The organism is Adlercreutzia sp. ZJ242 (genome assembly GCF_011038995.1).
GTDB lineage: Bacteria > Actinomycetota > Coriobacteriia > Coriobacteriales > Eggerthellaceae > CAAEEV01.
The window spans coordinates 72,662-85,896 of sequence record NZ_JAAKEE010000006.1; the positions used below are offsets into that span (position 1 = coordinate 72,662).

Consider the following 13,235-nt stretch of genomic DNA (forward strand, 5'->3'; position numbering starts at 1 on the left):
GGAGACATGAAGAAGAGCAATGTCATCATCTTCGCCGTTCTGGTGGTGATCTCGGCCTTCCTGCTGTGGCTGTGGTACTTCCTCGGCTTCAACCGCGTGGACAACCCGCTCGACCTGGTGCTGTCCATCATCTGGTGGGTTGTCGTCGCGGTCGCGATTGTGGTGATCGCGCGCCTTGAGAAGACGCGCCGGCGCCGCGTGCGCACCGTGTATGTGGGCGATGCCGCCACCTTCAACAGCGAGCGCGGCGTGACGCCGCTCGATCCGGCGGCATCCGTGCAGGACTCCGTGGCCGCCGTGCTCGAGGAGCTCGAGTACGACTTCACGCGCGAGGACTTCCCGAAGCCCGAGGACCTCAAGGTGCGCTACTTCATCCGCACCGACGAGTTCGAGCCGGCCGAGCGCTCTGAGGACGCGCAGGGCGCTGCGAGCCAGGGTGCTGGCGCGGCTGGCATCGGCGCTGGAGCGGCGGGCGCTCCTGCCGGGCGTCGCCCCCGTCCCTCCAAGTGGACGGGCGAGGTAGTGGTGGTCGGCTCCGACAAGGCGCGCTCCTTCGACACCCCCGAGGAGCTCTCCCGCATCCTCGCTACTATCCCCCAAGCAGCCTAAAAGCAAGGGGGATAGCGCAAGCTGGCGGCTAACGGCCAGCGAGCAAGCATCAAACCAACCGACGACCCTCCACCAGGAGGGTTGTCGTGCGTTGAGGGAGAAGCTTGTCCTTAACGGTATCAGCTTGCATCAAGGTGCGCCCATTCATGAGGCGTTTCGTCTTTCTTCGGGATTTGGTGGTCTTGAGCGTGTTGTCCAGAAACACTCTGATTTCGAGGTCTTCGAGGTCGCCTAGTATCCGCAGGCCTTCCTTCCAATCTCGATCTGGGCTATCGTTGTGGTGACATTCGAGTTAAGCACCAAGCTCACGCTCCTCCGCTCGGATCCGTCCCTTCCGCTGGAGATGCATCCGAGGGCGCGCAAGTACGTGCAAGTACGCGCAAGTACGTGCAAATACGGGCAAAGTACGCGGGCGAGCTGTCTCCGACAGAGCTGCGGGCCTTGGAATTCATCGCCTCAAGCGGCTTTGCCGTGAACAAGCAGGTCGCGAAACACCAACATCAGGCACGCTTTCATCCGATTCATCCGATTCTTTCGCTCGATTTTTCCTGTGTCCGTCAAAATCGGACGAATTGAGAAAGGGGAGGGTTAGCAAGGAATCCCAAACGTTTCCCCGAGCGTTTCTGCTTTAGGCTCATGCGGGATGAGGTCGAAGATCTAAGGTCACAAATTGTGACCTTACGCCCTGATCTGGGAAAACAGACCTCCTGGTGGCGATACATGCCCCGAGTGTTCACCGAACAAGGTGTGGCAATGCTTTCGGCCTAGCGGCGCTTAGAGAGTGAGTGGCATCCACGAGCAGTCTCTATGTCCGCAACAACGCTCTGATGTCGTATTTCAAGTTTGTATGGAGAATGGTTGACGCTTGGTCCCCCGCATCCTCATAATGGCATCAGATGTCAAAACCCCAGGGTTTTATAAGGGCGGAGCCGCAGAGCGGTTCGGCCCTAATTTTTATTCTAAGGTCGTGCCCCTGCATGGCTCGTCTCCGCATCCTCGCCATCATCCCCCAAGCAGCCTAGAAGCCCAGATCCAGCCGTATCATTCTCGAATCTTGGTCTGGCCCGGCGGTACTTCTGAAGCCTGCTCTTCGGCTTGTCGGGAATGGTTCGCTCGATGGCTCCGGCTTCGAGGGCGGGACGCAGGTAGTTCTTTCCGAAAGTGCTACGCTCGGAAAAACCCATAGCCTTCATGAGCTCAGCGGAGGAGAGTTCTTCGTTGCCAAGTGCCTCGACAAGTAATTCAACTTGGGTGCTGACATGGGTGCTGACATGTGGCCCAACTTGGGTGCTGACTTGGTCGGTGACTTGATCGGTACTAGTCTGTTCTGCTTGTGTCTCATGTTTTCTAAGGTTCAGCTTCTCTATGTCGTCCTAAGCGGAGCGCTCGGAGGGCGCGGAGCCGAAGGATCCGACCGCAAGGGGCTGCACATGCGGGCGCGTTGTGCTTGGGCCAGATCCTTCGACTCGCTTCGCTCGCCCAAGATGACATAAGGGGCGTTGATCGCTCGGGATGGCATTGGAGACGCTGCTCAGGACGACATGGGACATTGCTACTCGGATGACACGGGATGCTGTCTGCTCGGATGGCATCGAGTGCTCGGAGCTGTTGCATGATAGTGCATTCTCGCGTAATGCGCACCGATTTCTGTTTTAGACGCATTTTAGGCCCGTTTCCTTCTGTTTTTGACGCAGGCGGGAAACCGACGGCTCCAAGGTTCATGTGGTGCCCAACGATCTCCGGGGCATCGCGGGATCAACGCTTCCGGGGCAGTTGTGTTGTCGGAGCCGGCCTGTTGACAGAGCGGCCTCAAAGCCTCGCTCGGTATTCGTGATTTGCGCCAATTTGCGCCAATTTGCGCCAAATAGGCTATACTGGCGCAAATGGGAGGTTGATCATATGAAACGAGAGACCCTTTCAGAGATTCTCGCCGTAGGTGAGACAACGAACATCGAGTTCAAGAGGTGCGGGCAGCAGCCGGAGAAGGACACCTTCGAGACGGTGTGCTCGTTCGCGAACACCTTTGGCGGGTCGATTTTTCTTGGGGTAGAGGACGACGGGGTTGTTTCAGGCTTGAAGCCGAGTGCCCTGCTTCCGATAAAGAGAAACGTCGTAAACGTAGTGAACAATCCCAAGCTGTTTGATTCTCCCGTCGCCTTCGAGTTCGAGCAGATCGATTTCGATGACAAAGTGGTGCTGAGGCTTTGGATCCCTCCGAGCCCCAACATGCACAGGTTTAAAGGCGAGATATACGAGCGTCTCGAGGACTCTGACGTCATCGTGCGCAGCGCGTCGCGGTTGGCCGAGATCTGCATACGCAAGCAAGGGCTCTACACGGAGCAGAGGGTCTACAAGTACGTTGATCTGGCGGATCTGAAGTTGGATATGCTCGACGGCGTGCGGGAGCGCGCTGCGCGCAAGCAGCCTGACCATGAGTGGGCAAGGCTAGGCAACGAACAGCTGCTGAGGTCGGCGGGCCTTCTCGGGAAGGACTTCTCGACAGGAGACGAGGGCCTCAACCTCGCCGCCGTGCTTCTCCTGGGCAAGGACGAGGTCATTCGCTCCGTGTGCCCACCCTACAAGACTGATGCCGTCTGGCGGATCGATCCAGACAGCCGCTACGACGACCGAATCGTCGTCCGATGCAATCTCATAGAGGCCTATGACCTCCTAGCTGACTTCTGTCGGAAGCACATGCCCGACAGGTTCTTCTTAGATGGTGCCGAGTCGATCAGCTTGCGCGACGTGATAGTGCGCGAGGTGATTGCGAACTGCCTGATCCACCGCGAGTTCACGAGCCCTTATCCGGCGCGGATGCTCATAGACAGCGTCGCGCTGCAAACAGAGAACGCGAGCAAGGCGATGTTCGCCGGCCCGATTACGCCGACGGGCTTCAGCCCCCTGCCGAAGAACCCGATTATCTCTTCATTCTTCTCCGCCATCGGCCTTGCCGAGGAGCTGGGGAGCGGTACGAGGAACCTCTTCAAGTATTCGCCTCGCTACTCGGGGAGCGACCCTGAGCTCGTGGAGGGCACTGTGTTCACCGCCCGGGTTCCCATTTATCGACCTTCCCGCCGGGGAGCGGACGCGAGCGGTGCTGCGCCGTCTCCTGGCATTGCCTCCGAAATTGCGAAACTGGTCTCGGAGCGAGGCAGTCTGACGGTGGCCGAGGCGGTTGAGGCGGGCTATCCCAGAAGGACGGTCCAGCGGGCGATGTCCAAGCTGGTGGAAGAGGGCGCCGTGGTCCCGATGGGCAACACGCGCTCGCGGAGATACGTGCCTGCCAGGTAGCGAACGGTAACGAATGGTAACGAACTCCCGACCCCGAATCTCAATGAGCGCTTGCCTGGCGACTGAGTGCTCTATTGCGGTTGGCCTTCGTCAGGCGCAGATGTGTGGGGCCCCGGTGTCAGGGGAAAGCGTTTCGCCAGCCGGGACCCTCTCCTGAACAAAGTCAGCGAACCTTCCGAGCATGTTAGCGCGTAGTCCCTCGATTTCCTCTTCAAAGCTGCGAGGCGGATGCTTCTTCGTGGAGACGAGCGCGCGAATGGCAGCCATGGCTCCATCGGGGTTGGACAAGGGTAGGCGCGCGCCGCTTCGGCGAGATAGCGCCTTCCGTTCCTTGTTCTATGAACTCTGTTTATCGCTTTGCATGCTTCGTCGAGCACTTTTTCGGACCAGATGGGCTCTATTACGCCTTGGTCCGCGAGTGTGAGCAGGACGTCAAGCGTCCATGAGGTGACGAAGACGTTGGCATCGAGGAACACCCTTCGGGCGCGGATCATTCCAGGCTCCTCAAGTATTCGGCCATTGCTTCGTTGTGGCCGTAGAAGTCCTCGGCGTCCGCTATTCTTCGCATTTCCTTAAGGTGCGTGCCTCTTTCGGCCTTTGAACGTCGATCAAATTCCATGAGATCGGAAAGCATGACGTAGCGGTGCCCGTTTCCGACGCGCGTACCCCGTATCTTTTCAGAGTCGATCAGTCGTGCGATGGTTCTAGGAGAGGTCCCCACGATCTGAGCAGCCTGCCCCGTGGTGAGGCGAACGTCGCCTTCCTCCTCGTTGGCGTACGCGACGCCGAGCGCACGTAGGAACGCCCGCAAAGCGTCGTACGCCTTCGCGTCGATCGACGTGGCATGGCCCGTCCTGTTGTCGACTATCGTTGCGGCAGGTGCCGCCAGCATTGCTCCCATGTTGCCCTCCTAGTGATATTTGTCTGTTTTAGCCTATCAAAAACTGTTAAAACTGACAAGTTTTGCCTGATGTCATCCCAGGAGGACATCAAGGGGATAGCCTTGCTCGGGATGGCATGGGTGGAGGCAGGCATCTCCGCTACGTGCTCTATTGCGGTTGGCCTTCGTCGGGCGCAACTGTGCGGAACTCGGTGTCAGGGGAAAGCGTTTCGTTCGCGTCGGTCATATGGCTCAAGGCTGCGGACTCGGCCGCATCATTCTCGGATCTTGGCTTGGGCTCGTCGGTACTTCTGAAGCCTGCTCTTCGGCTTGTCGGGGATGGTTCGCTCGATGACTCCGGCTTCGAGAGCAGGACGCAGGTAGTTCTTTTGAAAGTTGGTGCGGTCAGAGAATCCCATAAGGTTCATGATTTCGGCCGAGGAGAGCTCTTTGTCGTCAAGCGTCTCAAGAAGCAATTCGACATGTGGCCTGACATGTGGCCTGACATGTGGCCCGACATGTGGCCCGACTTGGGTGCTGACTTGGTCGGTGACTTGGTCGGTGACTTGGTCGGTCTGCGTATAAGTCATGTTCCAGAGCGTGACGCGGAAGAACCCGCTGATCGCCTCGAAGTGCGGCTTGAACTCGGGCCTGTAGGCGTCTTCGGCTGCGGTCGTCGCGCATATCTTGCGCAGGCCGGAGCCGCGGCGCTCCATGTAGTGCATGCGGTGGAACACGTCGGCAACGGCCGGGTTGCGCCGCTCGCTCGGCACGTGCGTAACCATCACGTCATCGGGCAGCGGCACGCCGATCTTGCCGCCAGGGGAGACGATTTCCATGCGGTCATCGTACATGTCGACGCTCACCTCACTGCCCAGCTCAAGGTACGAGCGGTGTATGAGGGCGTTCACCAGCGCTTCCTCAACGGCGCGCTCGCTGTAGCTGCGGCGGTCAAGGCGTCCGCTGGGAAGCTTCTCCCAAGACTCGACAGTATGACGCTTCACGAAGGCCTTGCTCTCGCGCAGGAGCAGGAGCAGCCCGCCCTCGTACTCGGCGGTGTCGACGAACTCGTCTTTGAACTTGCCTCCCCAGCGCGTGCAGAACACGCGCGAGTGACGCAGAAGGGGCTCGTCGGCCATGAGCGCGCCGGCGTTGGTGAGCGTTCCGGCATCGGTGATCAGGCCGAACGAGACGAGGTCGGAGTCGCGGAGGTCGGAGCTTGTGCGCAGGGCGTAGGTTGCCTTGAGCACGGTGAAGCTTGCTCGGCTGACGGGGATGCGCGAGTCGAGGGTATCCCATGTGCGGTTCGTGCCCTTGAGGATGAGCTCGTTCAGCACTTCGGGCGGCGCGATGACGCTCTGGCTCCCGACGCGCACGAACGCCTCGCGCCTTCCGTCGGCGTTGTAGTAGTGGGGCGGGTGGGCGTCGGGATGGACGTTGACGAGCAGGAGGTCTTTCCCGTCCTCGCGGATCGCCTCGATTTCGAAGCAAGGCAGGGGCTCGATGCGCTCTTTGATCTTCTCGGATATGAAGTCGGCGTCAGCTTGCGCATCCTCAAGGCCGACTGTCTCATGGTTGCCGTCAGCCACGCCGAACACGAGCACGCCGCCAGCGGAGTTGGCGAAGGCGCTCACGCTCTTGAGCCAGCTCTTGGGCTTGGCGCGCTCCACCTCGCGCTTGAAGTCGCAGTTCGTTGTTTCGGCTTTGGGACGTACGAGCATATGCGCTCCTAAGAACCTGTTTGCGACATTGTACACCGTAGAGAGGCGGCGGTGGAAAACTAAGGCGCGCGATGCTCCTCTTGACCCCCGGCGTATAATCTGCCTCATGATTAAACGCCAGGGAACAATTACCGCAATGGGCATTCGGTTTGCGCCATGTTAGGAGATTGCTGTATATAAATCGTGCGGGCAAGGTTATCAAGATCAAATAGACGTGCTACTATGTGAGCTGCTAAAGCGCTCGAGCGGTGAGTATTTCACTTAAGTCGGGCGCTTTCGTCATTTCAGCCCCGATAGGTGGGCAGAGCGTGGGCGGGAGCGCCCGCAGGGCGTCGCGCGCCTTCGACTCGCTTCGCTTGTTCGGGATGACGTAGGGGCTTGATTGCTCAGGGCATGGGGGCGCTGCTCAGACTACGTCAATGGTTGGAATTGCTGCTTGAAGCTTGACTAGCACAAAGCCATTTCGCGCAACGCGACATGGATTTCTGTTTTTGACGCACTTCGAGTTGCTTTCTTTCTGTTTTAGACGCATTATGGACTAAATTTCTTCTGTTTTAGACGCAGGCAGGAGGCTGGATCATGCTGAGGCGCTCGATGTGGACAGTGCTGTCAAAGTGGCTCGAGGAGGGGCCAAGCAAGGCGTTCCTCCTCGTAGGTGCTCGTCAGACGGGCAAGACCTATCTCGTTCGCGCGTTTGCCCAGGAGAAGTTCTCCTTCCTCGCCGAGGTGAACTTCTTGAAGGACCGCCGTGCCATCTCCCTCCTCGGGGCTGCGAGCGATACCGAGGATTTTCTCGCGCGACTCTCCCTGCTCGTAAAGGTTCCCCTGCGACCGCATGAAACGCTTGTCTTTCTCGATGAGATCCAAGAGGCCCCCGACGTGCTCACCGCGGTCAAGTTCCTCATCGAGGACGGGAGGTTCCCCTTGGCTGTCTCCGGCTCTCTGCTCGGCACCGAGCTCAAGGGCGTGCGTTCGTTTCCCGTCGGCTACGTACAGGTCGAGCGCATGTATCCCTTGGGCTTTGAGGAGTTCTGCTGGGCTCAGAACGTACCGGACAACATCTGGCGGACGGTTCGGAACGCCTATGAGTCTCGAAGCCGGGTGGAGGACTCCCTTCACGCCTACCTGACCAGCCTCTTCCGCTACTATCTTGCCATAGGCGGCATGCCGGAGGCGGTGCAGACGTATCTGGCGAGCGGCTACGACATGGGCGCCGTGAGGCAGACGGCCCTCCAGATCCTTGAGCAGTACCGGTTTGACATAGCGAAGTACGTCGGCAGGCGCGCTTTGGCCGTGCGCTCTATCTTCGACGCCATGCCCAGTCAGTTGAGCAAGGAGAACAAGCGCTTCAAGTTGAACACCCTTGGCAACAAGGCAACCTACAATCGGTACGAGAACGATTTCCAGTGGATCATCGACGCCGGGGTCGCTTTGCCAGCCTATTGCGTTTCCGAGCCGAAGAGCCCGCTGCCGAGAACCAAGGAGATCAACAAGTTCAAGCTGTACTCTTCGGATACGGGTCTCTTGCTGGCGCAGTACCCGCAGCAGTCGGTGCTGGATGTCATGGAGGGGGCATCTTCCGTCAATTTCGGAGCTGTGTATGAGAACGCAGTTGCCCAGGCCCTTTCCATAGTCGACCCGAATCTGTACTACTACCTCAACAACCGCAAGGGTGAGGTTGACTTCCTCGTGGAAACCAGCCGAGGCGAGATCATGCCTGTTGAGGTGAAGTCGGGCAAAGACTACAAGGTCCATGTGGCGCTCAACAACCTTCTGGACACCGCCGAGTACGGCATTTCCGAGGCAGTTGTGCTGTCAGAGGCCAACCTGTCAACTGAACAGCGCAAAGGCAAGCTGATCGCCTACCTGCCGCTGTACATGACGCCTTTTCTCGCCGAGGAAATGAAGGACACGCTTGCGGGCGTGAGGATGGCCCCGCCCCGCCCGCCGCTGTAAGCGCTTTTCCGGGGCTGCTTGCCCAAGACGGCATGGATGTTCAGGCTGAACGAGATGCGCATTGCGGCGCGTGGATGATTTCTGGGCGCTCAGGCCAGAGCATCTGCGAATGCCGCAGCCCATTTATAATAGGCTCATGAACGAAAACAACAACAACATGGACATCAACCTTTACGGCGCGGTCCCGGACTCCATCGTGGATGGGCCGGGGCTGCGCTATGCCGTGTTCGTGCAGGGCTGCTCGCACGCCTGCCCGGGATGCCACAACCCCGAGAGCCAGCCGCGCGAGGGCGGCACGCTCACCACCACCGACGCGGTGCTGGCCGACATCCGCGCGAACGGCCTGGTGCACGACGTGACGCTGTCGGGCGGGGAGCCGTTCGAGCAGGCGGCGGCCTGCGCGCACTTGGCGCGCCAGCTGAAGGAGGAGGGCTACGGCGTCTGGGCGTACACCGGCTACCTCTACGAGGACCTGGTGCGCCTCGCGGAGCATGAAGTCGCTGTGCGCGAGCTCTTGGACAACGTCGACGTGCTGGTGGACGGTCCCTTCGTGCAGGCGCGCAAGTCGCTCTCCCTCAAGTGGTGCGGCTCGTCCAACCAGCGCCTGATCGACGTCGCGGCTACGCGCGCCGCGGGTCGGGTGGTCACGTGGGAGCCTCCGAGCTTCGTCCCCCAGAAGCCCCCCTCGTGGTAGCGGAGGTGACCAGTCATCATGGAGCTTAACCCCGAGGAGCAGACCGAGGGCCTGCACGACTTCATACAGGGCATCGTGGGCGTGGAGTGGCTGAGCACGCTGATCACGGTGGTGCTGGCGGCGGTGTTCACGGCGGTGCTCGCGCATGTGGTCACGAAGTTCCTGCGGCATCTGCTGAGCCACGACAGCTCGCCCCTGCCCTCGTCGAGCATCTTCATCAACATCGCACGCGTGGTGGTCTGGTGCATCGGCGCGAGCGTGGTGCTGTCGAGCTGCTTCAACGTGGACGTGAGCGCGGCCGTGACGGCGCTCGGCATCGGCGGCATCGCCATCTCGCTCGGCTTCCAAGACACGCTGGCGAACCTGATCGGCGGCCTGCAGGTGAGCATCACCGGGCTCGTGGAGCCGGGCGACCACATCGACGTGGGCGGTCAGCGCGGCATCGTGCGCGACGTCACGTGGCGGCACACCACCATCGAGAACGCCGTGGGCGAGCGCATCGTGGTGCCGAACTCGGTCATCAACAAGACGGCGCTCGTGAAGCTGCGCCCCGTGTCGGTGATCGTCATCCCCGTGGTGGTGACGGCGGCCGGCGAGAGCCTCGAGCGCATCGCCTCTGACATGGAGCAGGCGGCCGGCGCCGCCGTGGCGCAGGTGTGCGAGGTGGAGAAGCCCGCCCGCACCGTATTCACGGAGGTGACCGACTACGGCTACCGGGGGACCCTCACCCTCACCATAACCGACTCCGCCCAGGCCGTCTTCGCCAAGGACGCCGCCCTGCGAGCCATCGCTCCCTTCGTGCACGCAAGCTAAAAGCGCTCCTCCCCGTGTCCTAAGCGAGCAAAGCGACCCAAAGGATCTGGCTGTAGGGGCAAAGCGCCTGCATGCGTCCACATGTCGAGGGGTAGAATCGCTTTATTTCTCCACAATATCCCTATATATGTTGCCCGTTCGCTACAAAAAATATCTCGTTCGGACACTGCATTTCGCTCCTAGAGTTGCTTAACGTTGAAAGCACTCCTAGCGGGAGGTTACTATCGGCGTACTTAGACTTGGGGTCGAGTGCGCCCGGTTTGCCGTGCGCAGGAAACGGAGCACGAAAATGGAGAACATGAAGAAGGCGAAGGGATCCCTGCGCCTGGCGCTGGCGGCCCTGCTGGCAGCCTGCGCGCTCGCGCTGTGCGCAGCCTTGCCGCAAAGCGCCTGGGCAGCAGGCGGTGATCCTGTTGCCAAAATCGGCGACCAGGAATACTCTACTTTTAAGGACGCATATGATGCCGCGAAGGGCGGTGATACGATTGCCCTGTTGGATAACGTAACCGAGAGTGAGCGTTTTTGGATCGAAAAGCCAATCACGCTGGATTTGGGAGGAAAGGTATTTACAAGTACCACAGATTTTGGTTTGGTTTTAGTCGCAGATATGACCATTCAGAATGGAACGATTGATGCTTCCCAAGCGAGTGCGGCAGTATATAATGCCGCGCAGCTGACAATCGGTCCCAATCTGGTAATCAATACCCCCAATATCGGTGTTGCTATTAAAGCAAACGGCGACGTACCTGGAAAAGTTACAGTACCGACTGGCAGTAGCTTGAGTTGTCCGAGCGAAGGCGTTACCGCAATTCTTGCGGATAATGACGGATGCGCCATGGATATTTCTGGTGTTGTTAAGGCAGAAGGTTCAGGTGGCCTCGCTCTTCAAACAAACGGAATGTGGATTCAAAACGTCATGAACATCAATGAAGGCGCAAATGTGAGCGCAGGCGGATGGGGCGTCTATTTCCCGAGTCACGGTGAATTGAATATTTCCGGCGGAACGGTTACCGGCGGGGTTACCGGCGTTGAGATCCGCGCTGGCTCGCTCAATATGACCGGTGGCTCTATAAAAGGAAACAGCGACGGTGCGTATGATACGGTGGTGACAAAAGGGAACGGGAGCGGGACGACAACTGCAGGTGTGGATATTGCTGTTGCAAAACACACGACGGATCATGATCTGACTGTCATCATCAAAGGTGGTAATTTGGGCGGTACGACCTCTGTTTATGAGAGCAAGCCCCAAGAAGATGAAACTGGTTCAGGAGACATTAATCTGACGATCGAAGAAGGCAGTTTTAACGGAGCGATTCATAGCGTCAGCTGCATGGGATTCATCTCCGGTGGCACCTTCACCTCTGATCCCTCTGAGTACCTGGCGGTTGGGCATGTGGTGAAGGTCGAGCCTGAGTCCTACGTTGTGATGCCGAAGAAGGACTTGCATCCCGGTTCGTACAAGGTCATCGCAGGCGAAGAAGTTGCGAAGGAGAACCTCGCCTCCGATGGTTGCGAGGTCTCCCCAGGTAGTGGCGCTGACACCTACGTCGTGAGCGAGCACAAGGCTGCTGCTGACAAGAAGGACGTCAAGGCCGCCACCTGCACCGAGACTGGCTACACTGGCGACGAGGTGTGCTCCGTCTGCGGGGCGGTGACCGTCAAGGGCGAGGCTGTCCCTGCCGCGGGCCACAAGACCGACAGCAAGAAGTGGGGCTACGACATGGCCGCGCACTGGGCCCTCTGCGACGTCTGCAACGTGAAGGCTGGCGAGGCCGAGGATCACAAGTTCGCTGTCGGCAAATGCACCGTGTGCGGCGCCGTTGATCCGACCTACGTGACCGCGAGCGTCGAGGACGAGGGCAACGTCGGCACTGCCGAGGAGGCTGCGACCAAGGAGGTCGCCGCAGCTGCCGCGAGCTCCTTGGTCGAGGCTGTGATCACGGGCTCTAGCAAGCCCGTGGACGACGGCGTCGTGAGCCAGGAGACCTACAACAAGGTCCAGCAGGCGGTTAACCTCGGCCAGACCATCGAGGTGGTCGTCGACGCCACGCCCCTCCCGGCAGATGCCGTCGAGGCCGCCGACAAGGACAAGGTCATGGCCGTCGTCACCGAGGACGGCGAGGTCGCCCAGTACCTCGACCTGTCCGTGGTCCTCATGTCCAAGGGCGAGCCGCTCGGCACCATCGACAAGCTCGACGAGCCCGTCACGTTCACGGTCGCCATCCCGAAGGACCTCGTGAAGGACGGCCGCACGTTCTACGTGGTGCGCGTCCACGACGGCAAGGCCGAGAGGCTCGCCACCACGGTGAAGGACGGCCTCGCCACCTTCGAGACTGACCTGTTCTCCACCTATGCGCTCGCCTACGAGGACGCGGCGCCCCAGCCCGCCGCCGGCCAGCAGCCCGCGACTGACCAGCCCGCTGACGCGAAGAAGCCCGCTGCCATGGCGCTCGCCCAGACGGGCGACCCCGTGCCCGCGGCCGCCCTCGCGGTCTTCGCCGTGGCGCTCGCCGCCGCCGTCGTGTGTGGCGTGGCCGCCCTCCGTCGCCGCAGCGCGCGGTAGCGTGAGGTAGCGCGGCTGCCCGAAGGGGCACGGCGAAACCCCGCGCAACCGGCCCAAGAGGGCACGGCGCAACCCCGCTCAGCCGGCCCAGAGGCGCAGCGCGGTCGGCCCAAGCGGCAGCACAGCTGCCCCGCAAGGCCGCCACTGCACAAGAATCAGCACGTCACAGAGCCGCCGCCCACAGCCGGGCGGTGGCTCTGTCATATATGAACTTGAAAATCGTGCACTATGAATAACCCGTGAGCTTCCCCTGTATGCGGCGTTCTGCATAGGGGAGGGCTACGCGAGATGGTAGATCCTGCCCTGTTTCTCCTCAAATTCGCATAAATGTAGATCGTTCATTACTAAAAAACATTCGTTTACGCTTGCTTTGTCTCCAGAGGCGCCCTATATTGAAAGTAGAGATAGCAGGAGATTGCTGTCGACGCGTTTGATGGGGGAGTCGAGTGCGCCTGGCACGTCGGCGCAGAAAACGGAGCACGAAAATGGAGAACGCACGGAAGGCCAAGGGATTCTTGGCGCTGGGGCTGGCGGCGCTGCTCGTAGCCTGCGCGCTCGCGCTGTGCGCGGCTCTGCCGCAGAGCGCCTGGGCAGCAGGCGAGACGGCTACGGCCAAGAACGGAAGGATGATCACGAAGAACACTACGCCAGCGGAGTTGGATGAGTGGGCGGGCGAGGGTGCGATCGAGATCACGACGGTCAATGACG

General features: G+C 60.1%; 10 protein-coding genes and 1 pseudogene. 8 read left to right on the forward strand and 3 right to left on the reverse strand.

The window, feature by feature from the left end; all coding sequences use genetic code 11:
• Window positions 1-6: 6 nt before the first annotated feature.
• Window positions 7-609: a hypothetical protein gene (locus tag G7Y49_RS03130; protein WP_165171106.1), complete on the forward strand. Its 603-nt coding sequence runs from the start codon at window positions 7-9 to the stop codon at window positions 607-609.
• A 603-nt stretch (window positions 610-1,212) separates the two neighbouring features.
• Window positions 1,213-1,377 (forward strand): annotated as a pseudogene (locus G7Y49_RS12475) (ORF6N domain-containing protein); the annotation flags it as partial.
• 191 nt (window positions 1,378-1,568) lie between these two features.
• Here the strand turns inward: G7Y49_RS12475 and G7Y49_RS12480 are convergent.
• Window positions 1,569-1,976: a Fic family protein gene (locus G7Y49_RS12480; protein ID WP_370519577.1), complete on the reverse strand. Its 408-nt coding sequence runs from the start codon at window positions 1,974-1,976 to the stop codon at window positions 1,569-1,571.
• A gap of 532 nt (window positions 1,977-2,508) precedes the next feature.
• On the opposite strand from G7Y49_RS12480, the gene G7Y49_RS03140 reads away from it, so the two are divergent.
• The gene (locus G7Y49_RS03140) at window positions 2,509-3,900 is read left to right on the forward strand and encodes a helix-turn-helix domain-containing protein (RefSeq protein ID WP_165171110.1); all 1,392 of its coding nucleotides are present in this window, start codon (window positions 2,509-2,511) and stop codon (window positions 3,898-3,900) included.
• A 490-nt stretch (window positions 3,901-4,390) separates the two neighbouring features.
• Here G7Y49_RS03140 and G7Y49_RS03145 read toward each other — a convergent pair whose 3' ends face one another.
• Window positions 4,391-4,801 carry a helix-turn-helix domain-containing protein gene (locus G7Y49_RS03145; RefSeq protein WP_165171112.1) on the reverse strand — a complete coding sequence of 137 codons (411 nt, stop codon included), beginning with the start codon at window positions 4,799-4,801 and terminating at the stop codon, window positions 4,391-4,393.
• Window positions 4,802-5,055: 254 nt separating this feature from the next.
• A complete protein-coding gene (locus G7Y49_RS03150) occupies window positions 5,056-6,501 on the reverse strand; it encodes an RNA-binding domain-containing protein (RefSeq protein WP_165171114.1) in 1,446 nt (481 codons plus the stop codon).
• A gap of 579 nt (window positions 6,502-7,080) precedes the next feature.
• Between G7Y49_RS03150 and G7Y49_RS03155 the strand changes: the two genes are divergently transcribed.
• The 5 genes from G7Y49_RS03155 to G7Y49_RS03175 form a co-directional block, all read left to right on the forward strand.
• Entirely contained in the window at window positions 7,081-8,457 is a 1,377-nt protein-coding gene (locus G7Y49_RS03155; RefSeq protein WP_165171116.1) for an ATP-binding protein, read from the forward strand.
• A gap of 157 nt (window positions 8,458-8,614) precedes the next feature.
• Window positions 8,615-9,151 (forward strand): anaerobic ribonucleoside-triphosphate reductase activating protein, encoded by a 537-nt coding sequence (nrdG, locus tag G7Y49_RS03160; RefSeq protein ID WP_165171118.1) that lies wholly within the window; start codon window positions 8,615-8,617, stop codon window positions 9,149-9,151.
• A gap of 18 nt (window positions 9,152-9,169) precedes the next feature.
• Entirely contained in the window at window positions 9,170-9,964 is a 795-nt protein-coding gene (locus G7Y49_RS03165; RefSeq protein ID WP_165171120.1) for a mechanosensitive ion channel family protein, read from the forward strand.
• A gap of 1,330 nt (window positions 9,965-11,294) precedes the next feature.
• Window positions 11,295-12,527: a hypothetical protein gene (locus G7Y49_RS03170; RefSeq protein WP_165171122.1), complete on the forward strand. Its 1,233-nt coding sequence runs from the start codon at window positions 11,295-11,297 to the stop codon at window positions 12,525-12,527.
• 485 nt (window positions 12,528-13,012) lie between these two features.
• The coding region (locus tag G7Y49_RS03175) for a hypothetical protein (protein WP_206214536.1) at window positions 13,013-13,235 on the forward strand (223 nt) is incomplete at its 3' end.

Excerpts from the sequence above, each read along its gene's own strand:
- G7Y49_RS03130 (WP_165171106.1), top strand. The coding sequence starts at position 7 with ATGAAGAAGAGCAATGTCATCATCTTCGCCGTTCTGGTGGTGATCTCG.
- G7Y49_RS03140 (WP_165171110.1), top strand. The coding sequence starts at position 2,509 with ATGAAACGAGAGACCCTTTCAGAGATTCTCGCCGTAGGTGAGACAACG.
- G7Y49_RS03145 (WP_165171112.1), bottom strand. The coding sequence starts at position 4,801 with ATGGGAGCAATGCTGGCGGCACCTGCCGCAACGATAGTCGACAACAGG.
- G7Y49_RS03150 (WP_165171114.1), bottom strand. The coding sequence starts at position 6,501 with ATGCTCGTACGTCCCAAAGCCGAAACAACGAACTGCGACTTCAAGCGC.
- G7Y49_RS03155 (WP_165171116.1), top strand. The coding sequence starts at position 7,081 with ATGCTGAGGCGCTCGATGTGGACAGTGCTGTCAAAGTGGCTCGAGGAG.
- nrdG (WP_165171118.1), top strand. The coding sequence starts at position 8,615 with ATGGACATCAACCTTTACGGCGCGGTCCCGGACTCCATCGTGGATGGG.
- G7Y49_RS03165 (WP_165171120.1), top strand. The coding sequence starts at position 9,170 with ATGGAGCTTAACCCCGAGGAGCAGACCGAGGGCCTGCACGACTTCATA.
- G7Y49_RS03170 (WP_165171122.1), top strand. The coding sequence starts at position 11,295 with ATGGGATTCATCTCCGGTGGCACCTTCACCTCTGATCCCTCTGAGTAC.